This window comes from Streptomyces sp. NPDC057939, assembly GCF_042887545.1.
In the GTDB taxonomy this organism is placed as follows: domain Bacteria; phylum Actinomycetota; class Actinomycetes; order Streptomycetales; family Streptomycetaceae; genus Streptomyces.
Genome location: NZ_JBHVPG010000052.1, coordinates 18,059 through 39,107, shown reverse-complemented (window position 1 = coordinate 39,107; position 21,049 = coordinate 18,059). Strand labels below are relative to the sequence as shown.

Genomic DNA, 21,049 nt, shown 5'->3' with positions numbered 1-21,049 from the left:
TTTTGTGTAATGGTCCGGCTGCGTTGCGTACTGGAAGGCTTTCGTACCGCATATCCATGGAGTGATCGAAGGGGAAAGACATGTCGGTCCAGGCAGGTTCCGAAACCGAAGCCCAGACACCGCAGCGCAGTCTCGGCACCTCGGCCGCACGGAACTTGGCAACCACGACCAAGTCCGCGCCGCAGATGCAGGAGATCACCTCGCGGTGGCTCCTGAAGATGCTCCCGTGGGTCCCCGTGCAGGGTGGTACGTACCGCGTCAACCGCCGACTGAGCTACTCGGTCGGCGACGGACGCGTGGAGTTCATCAAGACCGGGACCCAGGTCCAGGTCATCCCCGCCGAACTCGGGGAACTGCCGCTGCTGCGCGACTACGACGACGAGGCGGTCCTCACCGAACTCGCCAACCGGTGCCAGCAGATCGACTTCGAGCCCGGTCAGGAGCTCACCTCCTTCGGCAACACCTCCGACAGGGTCTTCCTGCTCGCCCACGGCCGCATCGACCACGTCGGCCCCGGCCCCTACGGCGAGGACGCCGTCCTGCGGACCGTCGCCGACGGCGCCTACTTCGGCGAGGACGCCCTCACCGACGGCGAGGCCATCTGGGAGTACACGGCCCGCGCCGCCACCCCCGGCACCGCCCTCGTCCTCTCCCGCCAGGACTTCCTGCTCCTCGCGGACCGGGTCGACTCCCTGCGCGAGCACGTCGAGAACGTCCGCACCCAGCCCGCCCAGCGCACCAACAAGTACGGCGAGGCCGCGATCGACCTCTCCGCCGGCCACCAGGGCGAGGCCGTGCTCCCCGGCACCTTCGTCGACTACGAGGGCCGACCGCGCGAATACGAGCTCTCCATCGCGCAAACGGTCCTGCGCGTCCACACCCGCGTCGCCGACCTGTACAACCAGCCGATGAACCAGACCGAGCAGCAGTTGCGGCTCACGGTCGAGGCGCTGCGCGAGCGCCAGGAGCACGAGATGCTCAACAACCGCGACTTCGGCCTGCTCCACAACGCCGACTACGACCAGCGCATCCAGCCCCACGACGGCGCGCCCACGCCCGACGACATGGACCAGCTGCTGAGCATGCGCCGCGGCTCCAAGATGTTCCTCGCGCACCCCAAGGCCATCGCCGCCTTCGGCCGCGAGTGCAACAAGCGCGGCCTGTACCCCGAGGCCATCGACATCGGCGGCAACCGGGTGCCCTCCTGGCGCGGCGTGCCGATCTTCCCGTCCAACAAGATCCCGATCAGCGACGCCCGTACGACCTCGATCCTGTGCATGCGCACCGGCGAGGAGGAGCAGGGCGTGATCGGCCTGCACCAGCCGGGGATCCCCGACGAGATCGAGCCGAGCCTGTCGGTGCGCTTCATGGGCATCAGCGAGCAGGCGATCATCTCGTACCTGGTCACCGCCTACTTCTCCGCCGCGGTGCTCGTCCCGGACGCGCTCGGCGTCCTGGAGAACGTCGAGATCGGCCGCTGGCGCTGATGACCCCCAACGCCCTCGCCGCGGGCGAGGGGCAGGAAGCCGCGGTCCTGCTGGAGCGCACGAGGGAGACGGTCAATCCGTGGCTGCGCCGTACCGTCGAGAGCCTGCCGGGCTCCATGCGGGACGTGGCGATGTACCACTTCGGCTGGCAGGAGGCGGACGGCACTCCGGCGGCGGGCAACGCGGGCAAGGCCATCCGGCCGGCGCTCGTGCTGGCCTCGGCGCAGGCCGTGGGCGGGCCGCCCGGGGTCGCCGAGGACGCCGTACGGGCGGCGGTGGCCGTGGAGTTGGCGCACAACTTCACGCTGCTGCACGACGACGTCATCGACAAGGACGTCCGGCGGCGCGGCCGGGCCACGGCCTGGACCGTCTTCGGCATCCCGGACGCGGTCATCACGGGCGACGCCATGATGGCGCTCGCGCTGCGGCAGCTCGCCGAGGACCCGCACCCGGCCTCGGCGGCGGCCTCGGCCCGGCTCGCGGCCTGCGTCATCGAGCTCTGCGCGGGGCAGCAGGCGGACTGCGCCTTCGAGCGGCGGCCCGACGTGTCCCTCGACGAGTGCCTGACGATGGCCACGGCCAAGACCGGGGCCCTGCTCGGCTGCGCGTGCGCCCTCGGCGCGCTGTACGCCGGCGCCGGGCCGGAGGAGGTCGACGCGATGGACGCCTTCGGCCGGGAGGCCGGGCTGGCCTTCCAGCTGATCGACGACCTGATCGGCATCTGGGGGGACCCGGGACACACCGGCAAACCGGCCGGGGCCGACCTGGTCGCGCGCAAGAAGTCCCTCCCGGTCGTGGCCGCCCTCACCTCGGGCACCGAGGCGGGGGCCGACCTCGCGGCCCTGTACGCGGGCCCGATGACCGCCGACGACGTGCGGGAGGCGGCCCGGGCGGTGGACCGGGCGGGCGGCCGTGACTGGGCGCAGGCCCATGCCGCCGACCGGATGGGCCGGGCGGTGCAGGAACTGTCGCGCGCCGTCCCGGACCTCGCGGCGGCGGGCGGACTGTTGGCGCTGGCGGAGTTCGTCACGCGGCGCACGCGGTGAACGCGTAGGGCGGGGCCGGGCGCCCACGACGAGCGCGCGCGTCGAGCTGCTGACGTCGAGCTGCTCGCGTCGGGCGCGGCGGCTCGCGCGGGCTCCCGGGCCCGAGGCCTGTTCCGGCACCGTGGTGGTGCCGGAACAGGCCTTTCTGCGTCGGAGGGTCAACTCTAGGATCGTTCACGGTTGTTGACACGTGAGTGAAGGGTGTGACCTGTGGTGCTGGAGATACGCCAAGCGGATCATTCCGAGCGGGACGCGGTGGCGCGGCTGCTCGACGAGGCCTTCCGGGACGACCCGGTCAGCACCTGGGTCTTCCCCGATCCGGAGCACCGGGCCGCCGTGCACGGCAAGTTCCTCGGCGTCTTCGTGGACGTGGCCCTGGAGGAGGGGCGGATCGAGCGCACCGCCGACGGTGCGGCGGCCGCGCTGTGGCTGCGGGTTCCGGCGGGCGAGCCGGAGGGCGAGGACGAGGTGCCGGCGCGGATGCGCGCGGTGGCCGACCCCGGCAACGAGCGCTGCGAGCTGGTCGGCCGGTTGACCGGGGAGGTCCATCCGACCGCCGAGGAGCACGAGTACCTGCTGATGATCGCCGTCGCTCCGGACCGGCAGGGCGAGGGGCTCGGCACCGAGCTGATCCGGCCGGTGCTGGAACGCTGCGACCGCGACGGGGTGGCCGCGTACCTGGAGGCGAGCAGCGAGCGCAGCATGCGCCTGTACGAGCGGCTGGGCTGGGAGTTCACGGGCCGGACGGTGCAGCTGCCCGACGGACCCCCGATGTGGCCCATGTGGCGCAAGCCGCAGGGCTGAGGCGCTCGCGTCCCGGGTTCCGCGGAAAAGGAGCTAGGCAAAGTACTTCATGTGAAGTACTTTGCTTGACGTGCCGCGGAGCGGTGGCACTGTCCAGTGGAAGAGAATCGCTTGCGCAAGCTCACGTACTTCATCGCCACCACGGTCGACGGCTTCATCGGAGCCCCCGACGGCGACGCCGATTTCCTCCTCTCCTTCCTCGACCCCGAGTTCATCGGCCACCTGACGGCCGAGTACCCGGAGACGATCTCCGCGCTCGGTCGAACCCGGCTCGGCATCGAGGACGCCGCCCCGAAGCGGTTCGACGCGGTCCTCATGGGTCGTCGCACCTACGAGCCGGGCCTCAAGGTGGGCATGACCAGCCCCTACGGCCACATGCGCGAGCAGTACGTCGTCTCGCGCGGCCTCGCCGAGAGCCCCGACCCGCAGGTGACGCTGATCGCCGGGGACGTGGTCGAGAAGGTCCGCGAGCTCAAGGCGCGGGACGGGCTCGGCATCTGGCTGTGCGGCGGCGCGGACCTCGCCGGGCAGCTCGCCGACGAGATCGACGAGTACGTCGTCAAGACCTACCCGGTCGTCGTGGGGACCGGCATGCCGATGTCCCGGGCCGGCTTCGGCGTGCGCCCGCTGGAGCTGACCGGCTGCACCGTCCTCGGCGGCGGTCAGACGATCACCGGCTACACCGTCAAGCGCTGACCCGCCGAGCCCGCGGGAACCGGACCGCCGCGGACGCGTGACCGGTGGCCCCGAAGCACGCGCACGAGGGACGGTCGGCCCCGCGGGCCGGGCACGAGCAGCAGACGTGCCCGGCCCGCGGGAGCCCCGTCGAGACGCCGGCCGGACATCGGTGGGGCACCTCCGGAGGCCCGGCGGGGCGCCTCCGGAGGGGCCGCGGGGAGACCGTACGGCGGTCCGTCAGCCCTTCGAGCCGAGGCCCGACGCGGCCAGACCGTTCGCCCAGAGCTGGTTCACGCGGGAGCGCTCCGCGCTGTTCGGGGTGGCGTTCTGGCACGAGGTGCCCGGGCCGCCGCCCGACATCAGCTCGCTGCACGGACCCGAGTAGTGGTCCGGCAGCCCCAGCACGTGACCGGTCTCGTGCGAGGTCACCCGGGTGGAGTTGTACTGCTGGTTCTGCCGGTAGTCCAGGAAGATGTAGCCCCGTCCGTGCCCGTCCGTGCTCGCGTACGAACCGCGGGAGTCGTTGCCCTCGCGGTACGAGAAGTTCCCGCCGGAGGCCACCTCCTGCAGCTTCACGTTGGCCACCGAGCTGTTCCAGATCCGCGTGGAGTTGGCTATCTGGGTGCGGAAGCTGGGCGCGCTGCGGGTGTTGTAGGTGACGGTCACCGCGAGGGCGCCCGGGTTCGCCGCGCGCTGCTCGGCCACCGAGCGCTGCACGGCGTCGAAGAAGGCGCGGTTGGCGTTCTCGTTCTCCTGCGAGCGCTCGTACGCCGCGTAGGAGGACGGGGAGCCGGCGGGGGTGGCGGCGGTGGCGGTGGGGACGATGCCGCCGAGCGCGGCGGCGACGCCGAGGCCGACGGCGGAGGCCAGCGTGGCCTTGCGGGAGTGGCGCATGTGGGGGAGCTCCTACTCATCCGGTGTGGGGGTGGTGGTTCGGTACCGGAGTCTGCGGGAGCGGATGGGGCCGGCGGATGATGTCAGAGCCCGATAACACCGGCCTATCGGGAAGTTTTCGGGAGGCCAACTGGCGTGAGAATGGCGCGATTCGGGGGGCTATCGGCGGCTGGTGCGGGCCACCGGCGCCGCCCTACTCTCGGGTCATGGAGCTTGAGGTGAGGCACCTGCGCGCGCTGTGCGCCATCGCCGACGCCGGCAGTCTGCACAAGGCGGCGCGGCAGCTCGGCGTGAGCCAGCCCTCGCTGACGACCCAACTGCGGAGGATCGAACGGGCCCTGGACGGCGAGCTGTTCCTGCGCGAGCGCACGGGCTGTCGGCCAACGCCGTTCGGACGCACGGTACTCGGGCGGGCGCGGCCCTTATTGGCCGAGATGGCCGCGTTGGTCGCGGAGGCGCGGGCGGCGGCCCACGGGCCCCGGCTCCGGATCGGTTCGACCGCGAGCCGGGCCCTGCCGGGTTGGCTGCGCAGGCTCCACCGAAGACATCCGGACGCGGAGACCTCGCTGGTCGTCGACGTCTCGGCCAACGCCCTGCTGCGGATGGTGGACGCCGGCCAACTGGACGTGGCGTTCGTCCACGAGGTGGAGGGCAGCCCGCTCCGGGTGCCGGCCGGGCTGCAACTGCACGTGCTGATGGAACGCGAGCCGCAGTTCGTCTCCATGTCCCGGGACCATCCGGCGGCGAGCTCGCCCATCGTGAAGCTGGCGGACCTGGCGCGGGACCGGTGGACCGTCGATCCCTCCGTCGACGGTGAGTGGGACGGGCTGCGCAGGGTGTTCGCCGGGGCCGGTCTCGACCCGCCCGTCCTGCACGCCGACTACCACACGGCGACCTCCCTGATCATCTCGGGCGAGGCGGTGGCGCCCTGCCAGCCCACGTCCGGACCGCGGGAGGACATGGCCATCAGGCCGCTGTCGGGGGACCCCCTCGCCGTGCGGCTGCTGCTCGCGACGCGGCCGGGCGCGCACGCGGAGGTCTTCGAGGACCTCCGCGCGGCCTACCGCGAAGTCGCCCTGAGCACGCCCCCGTACCGGGCGTGGCTCCGGCACCACGGGAACCGACTGCTGGTGGCCTGAGCCCTGCAGCCCTGCAGCCCTGCAGCCCTGCAGCCCTACAGCCCTACCGCCCTCTCGTCCGGTCCCACCCACCCCGGCGCCGCCACCCGCCCGCCATCCACCCCGCCGCACGCCCACCCACCCGCCCCCCTCCGAGCCCGGTTCCGGTGGCCATCGGCCACGGGCCGGGTTCCGTTGTATCGCGACATGCTGCTTGACTTCCCCCAGCCGCGATATATCGTGTTCTCACGAGACGCGATATGTTGCGTGCGTCGTCCACGAGGAGGAGCAGCACCATGACAGAGCAGATGACGTGGTCCGTCGCCGCACCCCAGAAGCTCGACTTCGAGCAGCCGGTGACGGAGCTGCGCGTCCGCGTCGTCGGCGGCACGGTCAACGTGGTCGCCGCCGACGAGGGGCCGGCCCGACTGGAGGTCGCCGAGGTGGACGGGCCGCCGCTGCACGTGGTGCAGGAGGGCGGGGCGCTCACCCTCTCCTACGAGGACCTCCCCTGGAACGGCGCGCAGGGCTTCAAGAAGTGGTTCGAGGGCAAGCCGTGGAAGGCCTGGTCCGGCTCCTCCGAGGACGGCCGCAAGGCATGGGAGCGCAGCGTCACCGTGACCGTCGCCGTACCCGCCGGCACCCGCGTCCAGGTGGCCGCCGTGAGCGCCGCGACCTTCGTGTCCGGCATCGGGGGCCCGGTCGACGTCAACGGGGTCTCGGGCGACACGACGCTCGTCGGACTCTCCGGCCGGATCAAGGCGCACACGGTCTCGGGCAGCGTCGAGGCGCAGTCCGTCACGGGTGAGCTGGGCTTCCACTCGGTCTCCGGCGGGCTGACGGTGGTCGACGGCTCCGGCGGCAACGTACGGGCCGACTCGGTCAGCGGTGACATGCTCATCGACCTCGCCCCGGACGCGGCCGCGCCGAAGCCGGTGGACATCTTCCTGAACTCGGTCTCCGGGGAGGTCGCCATCCGTCTCCCGCACCCCGCCGACGCCAAGGTGGAGGCCAACACCGCCACCGGCGGCGTCTCCAACGCCTTCGAGGACCTGCGGGTCTCGGGCCAGTTCGGCGCCAAGCGGATCACCGGCACCCTGGGCACGGGCGCGGGCACTCTGCGGGCCACCACCGTCTCCGGTGCCATCGCGCTCCTGCGCCGCCCCCAGGCCGAGGCCGACGCCCCCCTCCAGCTCGACAAGAAGGTGCTCTGACATGCCCCCCGTCTTCGCCCACGGCCGCCTCCGCCTCTACCTCCTCAAGCTGCTCGACGAGGCCCCGCGCCACGGGTACGAGGTGATCCGACTGCTGGAGGAGCGCTTCCAGGGCCTGTACGCGCCGTCCGCGGGCACCGTGTACCCCCGGCTGGCCAAGCTGGAGGCCGAGGGGCTCGTCACCCACGCCACCGAGGGCGGGCGCAAGGTGTACTCGATCACCGAGGCGGGCCGCGCCGAGCTCGCCGACCGGGTCGGTGAACTCGCCGACCTGGAGCTGGAGATCCGCGACTCGGTCTCCGAGCTCGCGGCCGAGATCCGTGACGACGTCCGGGGCGCCGCCGGTGACCTGCGGCGCGAGATGCGGGCGGCGGCCGCGGCCTCCGCGACGGCGACCCAGGTCGAGGACGAGTCCTGGAAGGCGGCCAAGGAGGAGCTCCGCAAGGCCAAGGCCGAGTGGAAGGAACAGGCGCGCCGGGCGAAGGACGAGAGCCGCCGGGCCCGTGAGGAGGCCCAGCAGGCGCGCCGTCAGGCCAAGGAGGCGCAGGAGCGGGCCCGCGAGGAGGTCCAGCGGATCGCCGCGCAGCTCCAGGAGCAGTTCACGAAGCCGGGCGGGGTCCTCGGCAACCTGGCCGGTGCCTGGCTGGGCGGCAACGGGGGTCACGCGGGTCACGGCGGCCACGCGGGTCACGGGGGCGACACCGACCACGGTGGTGCGGCCCGGGCCGGCGGGGCGACGACCCCGGACCACGGGTGGGCCGAGGACCTGACGGCCGGGTCCGACCCGGCGCGGGACCTGGACCGGCTGCTGGACCGGTTCCGCGACGACGTGCGCGACGCGGCCCGCGACCACGGCGTGACCCCGGCCCAGCTGGCCGAGGCCCGTGCCCACCTCGCGGCGGCCGCGACCCGCATCGCGGCGGGGCTGCGCCCGGGGGCCTAGGGGGTGTTCTGGAAGTAGCGCCGGGCGCCCGGAGGCCGCGGGCCGGGCGGGACTTCTAGAACACGCCCCAGAACCCGCCGGTGGCCGCCGGTCAGGCGGCCAGGCTCCGCTCCGCCGTCGCGTACGTGACGCCGTGGTCCGCGAGGACCTCGGCGACCGTGCCGGGTCGCGAGAGCAGGGCCAGCAGCAGGTGCAGGGTGCCGATGTGACGGTCCTTGCGGCCCAGGGCGATCCGCAGGGACTGCTCCAGGGCCTTCTTGGCGCCCTGGGTGAAGGGGAAGTGGCGCTGCTCGGGATCCGGGCGCCCGAGCACCGAGCGCAGCGAGGAGCCCAGGGTCCGCCGGCGCGGGGCGGCCGGGGTCAGTGCTCCCGAGCCGTGGCTCTCCTCGATCCGGGAGACGATCTCCCCGAGGTCGATGCCGAGCCCGGCCAGCGCCTCCTCGTCGGCCCGGGACATGCCCCCGCGGCGCCGGGCTTCGGCGAGGGCGGCCGTCACCGACTCCCGGTCCACGCCCAGGGGGTCGAGGGCGCCCAGGGCCAACAGGGAGAGCAGCAGGTGTTCCTCGGCCACGGTGGAGGCGCCGGTCCGGCGTGCCTCCGTGACCGCCCCCGACACCGCGTCGCGGGCGTCCCGGGTGAAGCGTTCGAACATCAGAGCCTCCCGTGTTTCTTGTGCACGGCCTGCCGGCTGACGCCCAGCTCGGCCGCGATCTCCTGCCAGGACCAGCCCTGGGCGCGGGCGCTGCGCACCTGCACGGTCTCCAGCTGCTCAAGCAGCCGCCGGAGCGCGGCAACGGCCCGCAGGCCCACACGGGGGTCCCGGTCTCCTGCTCGTTCGGCGAGGTCGGTGGCTTCCGTCATGCATGTCAATGTAGGTTGACAAGGGAGGGCTGTCAACCTTCATTGACGAACGGGGGCGGTGCGGCGGCGCGGGAGTGCCCGCGCCGGGGGGTCAGACCGTGAGCACGACCTTGCCGAACAGGTCGCCCGATTCCAGCTTCTCGAAGCCCTCGCGCGCCCGGTCCAGGGGCAGCACCTCGTCGATGACGGGCCGCACGCCGGTGGCGGCGCAGAAGGACAGCAGGTCCTCCAGCTCGTCCTTGGTGCCCATGGTCGAGCCGACGACCTTCAGCTCCAGGAAGAAGATGCGCGTCAGCTCGGCGTGCGCGGGCCGGTCGCCGCTGGTGGCGCCGGAGATCACCAGGGTGCCGCCCGGGCGCAGCGACTTGATGGAGTGCGACCAGGTGGCGGCGCCCACGGTCTCGATGACCGCGTCCACCCGGTGCGGGAGCCGTGCGCCGGGCTCGAACGCCTCCGTCGCGCCCAGTTCCACGGCCCGCTCGCGCTTGGCGGCGTCCCGGCTGGTCGTGAAGACCCGCAGGCCCGCCGCCCGGCCGAGGACGATCGCGGCGGTGGCGACCCCGCCGCCGGCGCCCTGGACGAGGACGGAGTCACCGGGGCGCACCCCGGCGTTGGTGAAGAGCATCCGGTACGCCGTCAGCCAGGCCGTGGGCAGGCAGGCGGCCTCCGCGAAGGACAGCTCGGCCGGCTTGCGCAGGACGTTCCAGGCGGGGACGGTCACCTGCTCGGCGAAGGTGCCCTGGTAGCGCTCGGTCAGGATCGACCGGGGCTCGTCCGGGCCGACGCCGTGGCCGCTCTGGCCGATCACGGAGTGCAGGACGACCTCGTTGCCGTCCTGGTCGATCCCGGCGGCGTCGCAACCGAGGATCATCGGGAGCTTGTCCCCGGAGAGGCCGACCCCGCGCAGCGACCACAGGTCGTGGTGGTTGAGGGAGGCGGCGCGGACGTCGACGGTGACCCAGCCCGGACGGGCCTCCGGCGCCGGGCGTTCGCCCAGTACGAGGCCGCTCAGCGGCTGGTCACGGTCGATCTTGGCGGCGTAGGCAGCGAACATGCCGTGACGCTACCGCTCGGTAGGGTCGGGATTCCAGACCTACCGGGGCCGGGTCGTGAGGCCTTCGTCGCACGGGCCGGGCGCCGAAAGGGGTGAGGCCCGGCCGGAACGTTCCGGCCGGGCCTCACCCGTAGTGCTGTGTTCCGCGTGGATCAGACCAGGCGGGCCACTCCGTCGGCCTTCGCCGCGGCGGCGACCGCGGCCGAGACGGCCTCGGCGACGCGCGCGTCGAACGGCGACGGGATCACGTAGTCGGCGGCGAGCTCGTCACCCACGACGCCGGCGATGGCGTCGGCGGCGGCGATCTTCATGCCTTCGGTGATCCGGGTCGCGCGGACCTTGAGGGCCCCGGCGAAGATGCCCGGGAAGGCCAGCACGTTGTTGATCTGGTTCGGGAAGTCCGAACGGCCCGTCGCCACGACCGCCGCGTACTTGTGCGCGACGTCCGGGTGGACCTCCGGGTTCGGGTTGGCCATGGCGAAGACGAACGCGTCCTTCGCCATCGAGGCCACCGCCTCCTCGGGCACCGTGCCGCCGGAGACGCCGATGAAGACGTCCGCGCCGGCCAGCGCCTGCTCCAGCGAGCCGGTCCTGCCCGTCTTGTTGGTCAGGCCCGCGATCTCGGCCTTGACGTCCGTCAGGTCCGAGCGGTCCGCCGAGACGACGCCCTTGCGGTCGGTGACGCAGACGTCGCCGATGCCCGCGTCCACCAGGATCTTGGCGATGGCGATGCCCGCGGCGCCGGCGCCCGAGATGACGGCCCGCAGGTCGCCGAGGGTGCGCCCGGTGAGCTTGGCGGCGTTGCGCATGGCGGCCAGCGTCACGATGGCCGTGCCGTGCTGGTCGTCGTGGAAGATCGGGATGTCCAGCGCCTCCTGGAGGCGCCGCTCGATCTCGAAGCAGCGGGGCGCGGAGATGTCCTCCAGGTTGACCCCGCCGAAGGACGGAGCGAGACGGATGACCGTCTCGATGATCTCGTCCGTGTCCTTGGTGGCGAGTGCGATCGGAACCGCGTCCACGCCGCCGAACTGCTTGAAGAGAATGGCCTTGCCCTCCATCACGGGGAGGGAGGCTTCCGGGCCGATGTCACCGAGTCCGAGCACCGCAGTGCCGTCGGTGACGACGGCGACCACGTTGGACTTCCAGGTGTACTCGTTGACCAGGTCCGGCTGCTCGGCGATGGCGCTGCACACCTTCGCCACGCCGGGGGTGTACGCGAGGGACAGGTCGTCCTTGTTGAGGACGGGCACGGTGGCCTGGATGGCCATCTTGCCGCCCCGGTGCAGTGCGAACACCGCGTCGGGGTTGTTGTCCGTCGCGCTGTCACTGCGAGGGTTGACGATCTCCGCTGCCACTTTGTGTGACCCCTTAAGTCCTTTGAATCGTTGAGGGTGGCCACTCCTGGTTAAGGGGTGGGCGGGCACCGCGTCCGTGCTCCTCGTCGACGGTTGGACCGTCTCCGCGGAGGGGAGGTTCGTACGCGCGGGCGCGCCGCACGCGCGCCCTGAGCCCCGGATGAGGGGTGTAAGGATCTGTTCTACCCGAAGAACGCTCGGCCGGACGAGTCGATTCCCGCACGATCGTAGGCTCCTTGTCCGGGTTTTGGCTAAAAGTCCAAACCTCGATGTCCAGCAGACGAGACGCGCCGCAAAAACTGAGGCGAAAGAGGCTGGTCACAGGCTTTTGTGCGGCGCTGACAGCCGTTCCCCGCAGTCCTGTTGGGTGATCGGGTGCGCCCGTTATCTGATTTTGACCTTATGGGCAGCCTGAATGCGTCAGTCCGAATGGCAAGATGCCGTAATCACACAAGGTCGCGACACTCGATGGTGCGTGCCCCGACCGTTCTCGGATGCTTTTCCACCTGCCGGAGGAACCAGCTCATGACCGCAAGCACCACCCGTCGTACGACCGCCGCCCGGTCCCGGATCGCCGCGGTCGGCGCGATCGCGGTCACCGGTGCCCTGATCCTCACGGGCTGTGGCGACCAGACCGACTCTGGCTCCTCGACCCCCTCGGCCAAGACCGACAACAGCGCCCCGCTGTTCTCGAAGCTGCCGAAGAAGATCCAGGACGCCGGTGTCGTCAAGGTCGGTTCCGACACCGCCTACGCCCCGATGGAGTTCGTCGACGGCGGCAAGATCGTCGGTGTCGACCCCGACATCGCCGACGCCCTGGGCAAGCAGCTCGGTGTGAAGTTCCAGTTCACCTCCGGCACCTTCGACGGCCTGATCACCTCGCTGGAGACGGGCCGCCAGGACGTCGCCATGTCGTCGATCACCGACAACAAGAAGCGCCAGGAGGGCCTGGACGACAAGGGCGCCAAGATCGGCAAGGGCGTCGACTTCGTCGACTACTTCTCCTCCGGCGTCTCGCTCCTGGTCAAGAAGGGCAACCCGGACAACATCAAGTCGCTCGACGACCTCTGCGGCAAGACGGTCGCCGTCCAGCGCGGCACCACGTACGAGGACACCTTCAAGGCGCAGGCCGAGAAGTGCGGCGACAAGAAGCTCACCATCGAGGCCTTCGACACCGACGCCGAGGCGCAGACCCGCGTCAAGGCCGGCGGCGCCGTGGCCGACCTGAACGACTTCCCGGTCACCGCCTACACCGCGAAGACCTCGGGCGGCGGCAACGACTTCGAGGTCGCCGGCCAGCAGGCCGACGTCGGCCTCTTCGGCATCGCGGTCTCCAAGGAGAACACGCAGCTCCGCGACGCCATCAAGGAAGCGCTCGACGCCATCATCAAGGACGGCTCCTACGCCAAGGTCCTGGAGAAGTGGAACGTGAAGGACAGCGCCGTGCCGTCCGCCACGATCAACGCAGGCAAGTGACTCCCGAGCGAGCGCACCACTGAAGGGCAGTCATTGTGACTGACAAGATCGACAAGGGTCCGGCCGCAACCCCGCCGGCCGGGCCCGGCGCCTCGGGCACCACCTACGAGGCCATCAAGGCCATCCCCGTCCGCCACTACGGTCGCTGGATCAGCGCCGTGGTCGTGGCGGTCCTGCTCGCCTGGCTCGTCTACGCCTTCTCCCAGGGCAAGATCATCTGGGCGACGGTCGGTGACAAGCTGTTCGACCCGGCGGTCCTCGCAGGCCTCGGCAACACCATCATCATCAGCATCTCCGCCATGGCGCTGGGCCTCGTGCTCGGCATCCTGTTCGCGGTGATGCGGCTTTCGAACAACCCGGTCACGAGCTTCGTGTCCTGGCTCTACATCTGGTTCTTCCGCGGCACCCCGGTCTACGTACAGCTCCTCGTGTGGTTCAGCCTCCCGCTGATCTTCCAGTACATCAACCTCGGTCCGATCTACAAGAACGAGACCGTCGACGTCATGACGCCGTTCATGGTCGCCCTGCTGGGCCTCGGCCTGAACGAGGGCGCCTACATGGCGGAGATCGTCCGTGCGGGCATCCAGTCCGTCGACGAGGGCCAGAGCGAGGCCTCGCACGCGCTCGGCATGACCCGGACGCAGACCATGCGCCGCGTCGTGCTGCCGCAGGCGATGCGCGTGATCATCCCGCCGACCGGCAACGAGTTCATCAACATGCTGAAGACCTCGTCCCTGGTCTCGGCGGTGCAGTACACCGAGCTCCTGCGGGCCAGCTCCAACATCGGCAGCACGGCCGGCGCGGTCATCGAGATGTACTTCGTCGCCTCCATCTGGTACCTCGCCCTCACCAGCGTCTTCAGCGTCGGGCAGTACTACCTGGAGCGGCGTTACGCACGCGGTTCGCTGCGCAGCCTGCCGCCCACGCCGTTCGAGCGGCTGAAGGCCAACCTGAACATGTTCCGCCGTACGGAGGTGGCGAAGTGACCGCCCAGCCGATGGTCAAGGCAGAAGGCGTCCACAAGTCGTACGGCGCCGCCCACATCCTCCGCGGCATCGACCTGGAGGTCGCGCCCCGGGAGGTCTTCTGCCTGGTCGGTCCGTCCGGCTCCGGCAAGTCGACGTTCCTGCGGTGCATCAACCACCTGGAGCGCATCAACGCCGGCCGGCTCTCGGTCGACGGGCAGCTGGTGGGGTACAAGCAGAAGGGCGACAAGCTCTACGAGCTGAAGGACAGCGAGGTCGCGGCCCAGCGCCGGGACATCGGCATGGTCTTCCAGCGCTTCAACCTCTTCCCGCACATGACGGCCATCGAGAACGTCATGGAAGCCCCGGTCATGGTCAAGGGCGAGTCCAAGGCGGTGGCCCGTGCGCGCGCGGTCAAGCTCCTGGACCGCGTCGGCCTCGGCGACAAGGGCGGGAACTACCCGACCCAGCTCTCCGGCGGCCAGCAGCAGCGCGTGGCGATCGCCCGCGCGCTGGCCATGGAGCCGAAGCTGATGCTCTTCGACGAGCCCACCTCGGCGCTCGACCCGGAGCTCGTCGGTGACGTCCTCGACGTCATGCGTGACCTGGCCGAATCGGGCATGACCATGATCGTGGTGACCCACGAGATGGGCTTCGCCCGCGAGGTCGGCGACAACCTCGTGTTCATGGACGGCGGTGTGGTGGTCGAATCCGGCAACCCGCGCGACGTCCTGGGCAACCCGCAGCACGACCGGACGAAGGCGTTCCTGTCCAAGGTGCTGTGAGCGGTACGCGCACGACGCCGCAGGGGCGGTACGGGATCCCGTACCGCCCCTGCGGCGTTTCCGCGCCGATTTCCCGCCCCGGCGCGGATGCCCCACTTCAGACCGCGGATTTCCTACTTCAGACCTAGGACCAGCGCGTCCGAGGGGGAGCGCCAGACGGTACGGGCCTCGCCGAAGCCCGCTTCGCGCAGCGTCCGGGCGTGCCAGGCCTCGTCGGGGGTGTCGCCGTCGGCGTGTTCCCCGTAGATCGCGAACCGGGCCTCGGTCGGCCCGGCCAGCACGGGGTCGGCCGCCGCCAGCTCCCACCACTGCCGCCAGTCCAGGACCCCGTCGGCCTTCTCGCGGTCCATGCCGGCGTGGCGGTGGGCGCGTTCGGCGGCGGCGATGCGCGGGGCGGAGGGGTCGGGCATGCGGTCGGCGTTCATGAACACCCCGCCCGGCCGGACCAGGGGCGCGATCTGCCCGTACAGCGCCGCCAGGGCGGGGCTGTGCAGCCAGTGCAGCGCGGTCGCGGTCAGGACCGCGTCGTAGGAGTCGTACGGGAGGGCCGCGCGCCAGTCGGGGTCCTTGAGGTCGGCGGTCACGAAGGTGACCCGGTCGTCGCCCTCGAAGTGGCCCCGGGCGATCGTCAGCAGCGCGGGGTCGAGATCCAGCCCCGTACTCGTCGCCGACGGGAACCGCTTGAGCAGCCGGTCCGTGATACTTCCCGTACCGCACGCCAGATCCAACACCCGGGGGGAGGGGCCCACCAGTGCCTCGACCATGTCCAGCATCACCCGGAACCGCTCCTCGCGGTCGGGCAGGTACCACTCCTGCTGCCGGTCCCAGCTGTCCTGCCAGGCCTGCCAGTCCGTACCGATCGCGCCGGTCACCGCGTCCGTCACCCTGAAGTCCTCCGTACGTAATACCCTCGAAGACGTATCAGCCGTTACCTCGGCTCCCGCTCACCCTAAACCGCAGCCGTAAGGACTACAAGTGGAACTGGCCCATTACTCGGACTATGCCGTGCGCCTGGTCAACACCGAGGAGCCGGCCCGCAACAAGGACTCGCTCACCTCGGTGGACGACGTCCGCGCCCTCTTCGGGGCCAGCGTGCAGATGGCGCGCCGGGTCACCGACACCGACGTCACCCGGTTCCGCAACGTCCGCGGCCGGCTGCGCTCCGTCTTCGAGGCCGCCGACGGCGGGGACCACGTCCTCGCCGTGGACCTCCTCAACTCCCTGCTCATGGAGTTCCCCGTCAGCCCGCAGGTCTCCGGCCACGAACTCGTCGGACCCGACGGACGCCCCGACTGGCACATCCACCTCGCCGACCACCCGTCCAACGCCTCGGCCGGCTACGCCGCCATCGCCTCCATGGGCCTGGCCTTCCACCTCACCGAGCACGGCCCCGACCGCCTCGGCCTGTGCCAGGCACCGCCCTGCCGCAACGCCTACCTCGACACCTCCACCAACCGCTCCCGGCGCTACTGCTCCGACCGCTGCGCCACCCGCGCCAACGTCGCCGCCTACCGCGCCCGCAAGCGGCTGGAGGCCGAGGAATCCGCCCGCAGCACCCGCAGCGCCGACGCCGCCCAGGACAGCCGGGCCCTCAGCGAGCGCTGACCCGCCGGGAGCGGCCGCAACCGCAGCACCGCCGTCGCCAGCACCAGCTCCTCGGGCACGGCCCCGTAGTCGGTGCTGTCCCCGGACTCGTTGAACGGGTTGTCGCCGAGCATCCACCAGCCGCCGGGGCGGCGCTCGGCCGCACGCTTGACCACCAACAGGTCCTGCTGAAGCGGGTGCCGGAACACGACCACGTCACCCGGCCGGACCAGCGCCCCGTGACGGACCACGAGCAGGTCCCCGTGCACGAGGGTCGGCACCATCGACGGGCCCGTCACCTCCACCATCTCGAAACGCGCCCGCGAGCGCCTGTTCTCCACCATCCGAGGCCTCCTCTTCCCTGCCCGCATGGTGCCGCACGGCCCCGTACGTTCGCTCACCACTCCTCGCACGACCCTGGACTTTTGTCCTAAGCCCATGGGGGCGACGGCGAATTCCTCTTTCTCAGCGAGTAATCTCCCCTCTTGAGAAGACGATCACGAGGAGGACAAACTCCATGCTTACCCGCCTCTTCGCCCCCAAGGCGAAGGTCTCCGCCCACTGTGACCTGCCCTGCGGCGTGTACGACCCGGCCCAGGCCCGTATCGAGGCCGAGTCCGTCAAGGCCGTCCAGGAGAAGTACCAGGCCAACGACGACGCGGACTTCCGCGCGCGCGCCATCACCATCAAGGAGCAGCGCGCCGAGCTCGCGAAGCACCACGTCTCGGTGCTGTGGAGCGACTACTTCAAGCCCCCGCACTTCGAGAAGTACCCGCAGCTCCACACCCTGGTCAACGACACCCTGAAGGCCCTCTCGGCCGCCAAGGCGTCCAACGACCCGGCGACCGGCGCCAAGGCGCTGGAGCTCATCGCCGAGATCGACCGCATCTTCTGGGAGACCAAGGCCGCCTGATCCAGGGCGCCCCGGTACCCCCGCGCTGCCACTGGGAGCGCGAACGACGACGGCCCGACCGCTCCTCGCGGTCGGGCCGTCGTCGTGTTTCCCCGTACGCATCCGTACGCCTTGGCGGGCACCCGCGCGCGAGCCGTACGCGGGTGCGTACGAGGTGCGAGGGGTCGCGCACGACGTGCACGCGGGTGCGCCCGCGGCACCGCGGCCGCGCGCGCTCCCGCCGGGTGTCCTACTCGTCGTCCTCGTCGTCATCGTCGAGACGGGCCAGCCACGTGGCCAGGCGCTCCACCGGAACCTCGAAGTCCGGGTTGAGGTCGACGAACGTGCGGAGCTGCTCGGCGAGCCACTCGAAAGTGACCTCCTCCTCGCCGCGCCGCTTCTCCAGCTCCTCGATGCCGCGATCGGTGAAGTACAAGTCGGGCTCCGTGCCGTGTCGGGATGGGGTGTTTCCCGCCAGGATAATCCGCCTTACGGCGAGACCTCCCGCCGTCCCGTGCACCGGGGCTAGCCTGGACGTTCTCGGTGGGATGAGCGGGGGGCGGGGGTCTGGGGATGCCGGATGGGCGCACGGCGGGGTCCGCGCGCGCCTTCGAGCTCCTGGAACCCCTCGTCCGGGCGGCCACGGTACGCGTCCACGCGCCCCCGGGAGGGTATGAGAACCCGGGCAACGACGGGACCGGACCCACCTGGGGCAGCGGCTTCTTCATCGCCCCCGGCTGGGTCCTGACGTGCGCGCACGTGGTCGGCGAAGGGGGTGCTGCGGTGCGTCTGGTCGGGCGTGAGGTCGGCATCACCTTCTTCTCCGGGGCGTCGGCCGGAGCCACCGGGACCACGGGCACGGTCACCGGCCGGGTGGAATGCGTACTCCCGGAACGGCTGGAGGAACACAGACCCGGGCGGCGGGCCCTGTGGGACCTGCCCGACCTGGCCCTCGTCCGGGTGCTCTCGCCCGTCTCGCACGCCTGCGTGTGGCTGACCGACCGGGCGGGCCCCCGACTCGACGAGGCCGCCTACTTCGGCTGCACCGAGGAACTCGGCATCCGCGAGATCACCGGCCGCACCACCCGCCTGCGCGGCACCGCCGGGAACGGCGCCGCGATCCGCCTCGGCGACGACGACGAGATCGAGGCCGGCATGTCCGGCGGCCCCGTCGTCGACCTCACCCGCGGCGAGGTCGTCGGCGTCGTCAAGGCCCGGCGGTCCGCCGGCGGGGGCGGACTGGCCGTGTCCGTCGACCGGTTACGGACCCTGCCGATGCCGACGAACGGCCGGACCGGCCTGTACCGGCGCGTCATGCAGGCCCACGACCTGTACCACTACGACCGCCACCTCAGCGATCTCGACAGCCGCCGCACCTGGACCGACGTCCACGACGAACTCCCCGACGGCGACGCGGACCGCCACGGCGGACGCGGCCGGCTGACCCCGGGCGAACGCACCACCCTGTGCGGGCTCCTCGCCGAACTCCCGCCGCCCGGCTCCTCCGAGGCCGTCCGGGAACTCGCCGAGCAGGCCCGGGGCGAGGAACCCGACACGGGACTGCCGGCCCCGCTCAGCTGGCGCGACGGACTCGGCCTGCTGCACGACCCGCCCGGCGCGGGCGGCGAGGCCGCGGCGATGCTCCGCTACGCGACGGACGTGAGCGTCGCCGACCACCGCGAGCCGCCCTCCCCGGGCGCCGACGAGGAACTCTGGGACTGGGTGCGGGTCACCGCCGAGCGGCTCTGGCGCCCACTGCGGCGCGAGCTGGCCGAACGCCACGAGCGGGGCCTGGCCGCACGCGAACGACGCCGCAGGGCCCGCGCCGGCCAGGCCGTCCACGGCCCCGCCCGCCGGCGCGGCGGCCTGCCCGAGGGACCCTCGGTGCTGCTGGAGGTCTGGGCCCACGGCTGGGAGGACGTCTACGACTGGCGGGTCTCGGTGCTCGCGGGCCCCGCGCGGCCCGGCCGGGTCACCCCGGTGGCCGCCGGCGTACGGGCGACCCCCGCCGGACTCCCCGACGCCCTGCGGGCCCCGCTCGCCGAAGGGTTCCGGCGCTGCGACACGCACGAGGCCCCCGCCCTGCTGGAAGTGGCCGTGGAGCCCGAGCTGTTCGGACTGCCCGTCGACGAGTGGGCACTGTCGGGCGGGGTCCCGGTGGGCGTCCAACGGCCGGTGGTGCTCCGCCACCCGGCCGGGTGGGACGAAGCCGCCACGGACCCCGCGGACGCGGCGGCAGCCCCGATCGACCGGCGCTGGACACGGGTCCAGGCGGGACCCCTGCTGGACCAGCGGGCCGACTGCGCGCGGGGCCGGGCCCGCAGCCCGTCCCCGGAATGGCTGCGGGGGCTGACGGACAACACCGTCCCGGTGCTCTGCCGGGAACCCGGCACCGAACCGACCCTGGGCGCCCTGCACCTCGTACGCGACGCCGGCTACGGCGTGACGGTGTGCCGACGGCCCCCCGGCGACCCCGGGGCCTCCTGCGCGCCGTTCCACCGAGGGCTGCGCGAGGAACTGGCCGAGGCGGGCCGGGGCGCGGTGCTGCCGCTACGGCTGCGGACGCTGCGGGCCCGGGCCCACGGGGCCGACCCGGACGCGTACTGGGCGGCCGGCACCGCACTCGTCTGGCAGGACCCGGCCCGGGCCCTGCCCGAGGACGAGCCCCTCCAGGGCGACCTGTGAGCCGGGCGCGCCGCCGGCCGGGCGGCAGTGCGCCGGGCGGGCGTCCGCGGCGGACGGGCCCTCCGGGGGCCGGGGCGTACGGAACCCGGCGGGAACGGGCACCGGGAGGCCCGCGCGGGCGCGCGGGCGGTCCGGCGACGGTGGGGCATCGAGGGAATCGAGGGAGGGGACGGCCGTGAACGACGAATGGCTCATCTACCGGGGCGTGGGCGAACCACACGACGGGATCGACGCGTTGCCGGACCCGCCGCCCTGGCGGGACTTCGACGGCGGCCCCGTCGCGGAGCCCTGCGACGCGGCGACCGCCCCCGACGGGAACGTGGCCCGCCGGCTCGGCGCCCACCGGCAGGCCGCCGAACTGCACCGGCCCGAACCGGAGGAACTGGAGGCCGTCAACGCGGCCCTCTACCTCCGCAGGCCGCTGCTCGTCACCGGCCACCCCGGAACCGGGAAGTCCACCCTCGCGCACGCCGTCGCGCACGAACTGAAACTCGGCCGCGTGCTGCGCTGGCCCGTGGTGTCACGGACCGTGCTCCAGGAAGGGCTCTACCGCTACGACGCCCTCGCCAGACTCCAGGACGTCCAGATCGCCGCGGGCGCCGGACCCGCCGCGGGCGACAGGAGCGGGACGGGCCCGGCCGACGGGATCGGCAGGTACATCCGGCTCGGCCCGCTCGGAACGGCCCTGCTGCCCACCGGGAAACCCCGCGTGCTGCTCATCGACGAGCTCGACAAGAGCGACATAGACCTGCCGAACGACCTGCTGAACGTACTGGAGGAAGGGGAGTTCACCCTCCCCGAGCTGGAACGCGTCGCCGACACCGAACCCGAGGTGCGGGTCCTCACCGACGACGGGGCACGGGTGACCGTACGGGACGGGCGCGTGCGCTGCCGGGCCTTTCCGTTCATCATCCTCACCAGCAACGGGGAACGGGACTTCCCCGCCGCGCTGCTGCGCCGCTGCATCCAGCTCAAGCTCGGCCAGCCCGGCGAGAAACGCCTCGCCACCATGGTCAGGGCGCACCTCGGGGAGGAGGCCGCGCAGCTGGGCGCCGAACTGATCCGCGAGTTCCTCAGCCGCTCCCGCACCGAACTCGTCGCCGCCGACCAACTCCTCAACGCCATCTACCTCACCCACCACGCGGCCCCGCCCACCCGGGAGGACCTCGCCGACCTGCTCATCCAGCGCCTCGACCGCCCGAGGTGAG

The 21,049-nt window shown here is 71.9% G+C and carries 22 protein-coding genes; 14 read left to right on the top strand and 8 right to left on the bottom strand.

Annotation, left to right across the window (positions count from 1 at the left end; all coding sequences use genetic code 11):
• Positions 1 to 80 precede the first annotated feature (80 nt).
• From ACFVS6_RS35275 to ACFVS6_RS35260, 4 genes are all read left to right on the top strand, one after another.
• Complete coding sequence (locus tag ACFVS6_RS35275) at positions 81 to 1,487, top strand: family 2B encapsulin nanocompartment shell protein (RefSeq protein WP_389710529.1); 1,407 nt, start codon at positions 81 to 83, stop codon at positions 1,485 to 1,487.
• Positions 1,487 to 2,533, top strand: coding sequence for a family 2 encapsulin nanocompartment cargo protein polyprenyl transferase (locus ACFVS6_RS35270; RefSeq protein ID WP_389710527.1), 1,047 nt, complete (start codon positions 1,487 to 1,489; stop codon positions 2,531 to 2,533). The genes ACFVS6_RS35275 and ACFVS6_RS35270 overlap by 1 nt, the downstream gene beginning before the upstream one ends.
• A gap of 210 nt (positions 2,534 to 2,743) precedes the next feature.
• Positions 2,744 to 3,337 (top strand): GNAT family N-acetyltransferase, encoded by a 594-nt coding sequence (locus tag ACFVS6_RS35265; protein ID WP_389710525.1) that lies wholly within the window; start codon positions 2,744 to 2,746, stop codon positions 3,335 to 3,337.
• Between the two features lie 111 nt (positions 3,338 to 3,448).
• Positions 3,449 to 4,033 carry a dihydrofolate reductase family protein gene (locus ACFVS6_RS35260; protein WP_389710523.1) on the top strand — a complete coding sequence of 195 codons (585 nt, stop codon included), beginning with the start codon at positions 3,449 to 3,451 and terminating at the stop codon, positions 4,031 to 4,033.
• A 219-nt stretch (positions 4,034 to 4,252) separates the two neighbouring features.
• Here the strand turns inward: ACFVS6_RS35260 and snpA are convergent, their stop codons facing one another.
• Positions 4,253 to 4,909, bottom strand: a complete 657-nt coding sequence (snpA, locus tag ACFVS6_RS35255) for a snapalysin (protein ID WP_389710521.1) — start codon at positions 4,907 to 4,909, stop codon at positions 4,253 to 4,255.
• A 206-nt stretch (positions 4,910 to 5,115) separates the two neighbouring features.
• Here snpA and ACFVS6_RS35250 point away from each other — a divergent pair, with 206 nt between their 5' ends.
• From ACFVS6_RS35250 to ACFVS6_RS35240, 3 genes are all read left to right on the top strand, one after another.
• Complete coding sequence (locus ACFVS6_RS35250) at positions 5,116 to 6,048, top strand: LysR substrate-binding domain-containing protein (RefSeq protein ID WP_389710520.1); 933 nt, start codon at positions 5,116 to 5,118, stop codon at positions 6,046 to 6,048.
• Positions 6,049 to 6,323: 275 nt separating this feature from the next.
• Positions 6,324 to 7,241 carry a DUF4097 domain-containing protein gene (locus ACFVS6_RS35245; protein WP_389710518.1) on the top strand — a complete coding sequence of 306 codons (918 nt, stop codon included), beginning with the start codon at positions 6,324 to 6,326 and terminating at the stop codon, positions 7,239 to 7,241.
• Position 7,242: 1 nt separating this feature from the next.
• Positions 7,243 to 8,184, top strand: a complete 942-nt coding sequence (locus ACFVS6_RS35240) for a helix-turn-helix transcriptional regulator (RefSeq protein ID WP_389710516.1) — start codon at positions 7,243 to 7,245, stop codon at positions 8,182 to 8,184.
• Between the two features lie 91 nt (positions 8,185 to 8,275).
• Here ACFVS6_RS35240 and ACFVS6_RS35235 read toward each other — a convergent pair whose 3' ends face one another.
• From ACFVS6_RS35235 to ACFVS6_RS35220, 4 genes are all read right to left on the bottom strand, one after another.
• Positions 8,276 to 8,836, bottom strand: coding sequence for a Clp protease N-terminal domain-containing protein (locus tag ACFVS6_RS35235; RefSeq protein WP_389710514.1), 561 nt, complete (start codon positions 8,834 to 8,836; stop codon positions 8,276 to 8,278).
• Positions 8,836 to 9,045 carry a helix-turn-helix domain-containing protein gene (locus ACFVS6_RS35230; protein WP_079429728.1) on the bottom strand — a complete coding sequence of 70 codons (210 nt, stop codon included), beginning with the start codon at positions 9,043 to 9,045 and terminating at the stop codon, positions 8,836 to 8,838. Before ACFVS6_RS35230 ends, ACFVS6_RS35235 begins: the two co-directional genes overlap by 1 nt.
• 91 nt (positions 9,046 to 9,136) lie before the next feature.
• On the bottom strand, positions 9,137 to 10,099 hold the full coding sequence (locus ACFVS6_RS35225; RefSeq protein ID WP_389710512.1) for a zinc-binding dehydrogenase: 963 nt from the start codon (positions 10,097 to 10,099) through the stop codon (positions 9,137 to 9,139).
• Positions 10,100 to 10,251: 152 nt separating this feature from the next.
• Positions 10,252 to 11,454: an NADP-dependent malic enzyme gene (locus tag ACFVS6_RS35220; protein WP_389710510.1), complete on the bottom strand. Its 1,203-nt coding sequence runs from the start codon at positions 11,452 to 11,454 to the stop codon at positions 10,252 to 10,254.
• A 525-nt stretch (positions 11,455 to 11,979) separates the two neighbouring features.
• Between ACFVS6_RS35220 and ACFVS6_RS35215 the strand changes: the two genes are divergently transcribed.
• From ACFVS6_RS35215 to ACFVS6_RS35205, 3 genes are read left to right on the top strand one after another with little or no spacing between them, the layout of a single operon-like run.
• Positions 11,980 to 12,930 carry an ABC transporter substrate-binding protein gene (locus ACFVS6_RS35215; protein WP_356875721.1) on the top strand — a complete coding sequence of 317 codons (951 nt, stop codon included), beginning with the start codon at positions 11,980 to 11,982 and terminating at the stop codon, positions 12,928 to 12,930.
• 35 nt (positions 12,931 to 12,965) lie between these two features.
• Complete coding sequence (locus ACFVS6_RS35210) at positions 12,966 to 13,916, top strand: amino acid ABC transporter permease (RefSeq protein WP_388889162.1); 951 nt, start codon at positions 12,966 to 12,968, stop codon at positions 13,914 to 13,916.
• Between the two features lie 11 nt (positions 13,917 to 13,927).
• Complete coding sequence (locus ACFVS6_RS35205; protein WP_389710564.1) at positions 13,928 to 14,680, top strand: amino acid ABC transporter ATP-binding protein; 753 nt, start codon at positions 13,928 to 13,930, stop codon at positions 14,678 to 14,680.
• 113 nt (positions 14,681 to 14,793) lie between these two features.
• On the opposite strand, the gene ACFVS6_RS35200 is transcribed toward ACFVS6_RS35205, so the two are convergent.
• Positions 14,794 to 15,552 (bottom strand): class I SAM-dependent methyltransferase, encoded by a 759-nt coding sequence (locus tag ACFVS6_RS35200; RefSeq protein ID WP_389710562.1) that lies wholly within the window; start codon positions 15,550 to 15,552, stop codon positions 14,794 to 14,796.
• Positions 15,553 to 15,655: 103 nt separating this feature from the next.
• Here ACFVS6_RS35200 and ACFVS6_RS35195 point away from each other — a divergent pair, with 103 nt between their 5' ends.
• Positions 15,656 to 16,285 (top strand): CGNR zinc finger domain-containing protein, encoded by a 630-nt coding sequence (locus ACFVS6_RS35195; protein WP_389710507.1) that lies wholly within the window; start codon positions 15,656 to 15,658, stop codon positions 16,283 to 16,285.
• Here ACFVS6_RS35195 and sodX read toward each other — a convergent pair.
• On the bottom strand, positions 16,189 to 16,608 hold the full coding sequence (gene sodX, locus ACFVS6_RS35190; protein WP_389710505.1) for a nickel-type superoxide dismutase maturation protease: 420 nt from the start codon (positions 16,606 to 16,608) through the stop codon (positions 16,189 to 16,191). The two genes, ACFVS6_RS35195 and sodX, sit on opposite strands and share 97 nt — an antisense overlap.
• Before the next feature lie 173 nt (positions 16,609 to 16,781).
• On the opposite strand from sodX, the gene sodN reads away from it, so the two are divergent.
• Positions 16,782 to 17,177 carry a superoxide dismutase, Ni gene (gene sodN / locus ACFVS6_RS35185; RefSeq protein ID WP_388889173.1) on the top strand — a complete coding sequence of 132 codons (396 nt, stop codon included), beginning with the start codon at positions 16,782 to 16,784 and terminating at the stop codon, positions 17,175 to 17,177.
• 229 nt (positions 17,178 to 17,406) lie between these two features.
• On the opposite strand, the gene ACFVS6_RS35180 is transcribed toward sodN, so the two are convergent.
• The gene (locus tag ACFVS6_RS35180; RefSeq protein WP_281210560.1) at positions 17,407 to 17,592 is read right to left on the bottom strand and encodes a DUF6104 family protein; all 186 of its coding nucleotides are present in this window, start codon (positions 17,590 to 17,592) and stop codon (positions 17,407 to 17,409) included.
• 137 nt (positions 17,593 to 17,729) lie between these two features.
• Between ACFVS6_RS35180 and ACFVS6_RS35175 the strand changes: the two genes are divergently transcribed.
• Complete coding sequence (locus ACFVS6_RS35175; RefSeq protein WP_389710503.1) at positions 17,730 to 19,841, top strand: trypsin-like peptidase domain-containing protein; 2,112 nt, start codon at positions 17,730 to 17,732, stop codon at positions 19,839 to 19,841.
• A gap of 175 nt (positions 19,842 to 20,016) precedes the next feature.
• On the top strand, positions 20,017 to 21,048 hold the full coding sequence (locus tag ACFVS6_RS35170; protein ID WP_389710501.1) for an AAA family ATPase: 1,032 nt from the start codon (positions 20,017 to 20,019) through the stop codon (positions 21,046 to 21,048).
• Position 21,049 lies beyond the last annotated feature (1 nt).

Coding starts and splice junctions, on each gene's coding strand:
- ACFVS6_RS35275 (WP_389710529.1), top strand. CDS start 81: ATGTCGGTCCAGGCAGGTTCCGAAACCGAAGCCCAGACACCGCAGCGC.
- ACFVS6_RS35270 (WP_389710527.1), top strand. CDS start 1,487: ATGACCCCCAACGCCCTCGCCGCGGGCGAGGGGCAGGAAGCCGCGGTC.
- snpA (WP_389710521.1), bottom strand. CDS start 4,909: ATGCGCCACTCCCGCAAGGCCACGCTGGCCTCCGCCGTCGGCCTCGGC.
- ACFVS6_RS35250 (WP_389710520.1), top strand. CDS start 5,116: ATGGAGCTTGAGGTGAGGCACCTGCGCGCGCTGTGCGCCATCGCCGAC.
- ACFVS6_RS35245 (WP_389710518.1), top strand. CDS start 6,324: ATGACAGAGCAGATGACGTGGTCCGTCGCCGCACCCCAGAAGCTCGAC.
- ACFVS6_RS35240 (WP_389710516.1), top strand. CDS start 7,243: ATGCCCCCCGTCTTCGCCCACGGCCGCCTCCGCCTCTACCTCCTCAAG.
- ACFVS6_RS35235 (WP_389710514.1), bottom strand. CDS start 8,836: ATGTTCGAACGCTTCACCCGGGACGCCCGCGACGCGGTGTCGGGGGCG.
- ACFVS6_RS35230 (WP_079429728.1), bottom strand. CDS start 9,045: ATGACGGAAGCCACCGACCTCGCCGAACGAGCAGGAGACCGGGACCCC.
- ACFVS6_RS35225 (WP_389710512.1), bottom strand. CDS start 10,099: ATGTTCGCTGCCTACGCCGCCAAGATCGACCGTGACCAGCCGCTGAGC.
- ACFVS6_RS35215 (WP_356875721.1), top strand. CDS start 11,980: ATGACCGCAAGCACCACCCGTCGTACGACCGCCGCCCGGTCCCGGATC.
- ACFVS6_RS35205 (WP_389710564.1), top strand. CDS start 13,928: ATGGTCAAGGCAGAAGGCGTCCACAAGTCGTACGGCGCCGCCCACATC.
- sodX (WP_389710505.1), bottom strand. CDS start 16,608: ATGGTGGAGAACAGGCGCTCGCGGGCGCGTTTCGAGATGGTGGAGGTG.
- sodN (WP_388889173.1), top strand. CDS start 16,782: ATGCTTACCCGCCTCTTCGCCCCCAAGGCGAAGGTCTCCGCCCACTGT.
- ACFVS6_RS35175 (WP_389710503.1), top strand. CDS start 17,730: ATGCCGGATGGGCGCACGGCGGGGTCCGCGCGCGCCTTCGAGCTCCTG.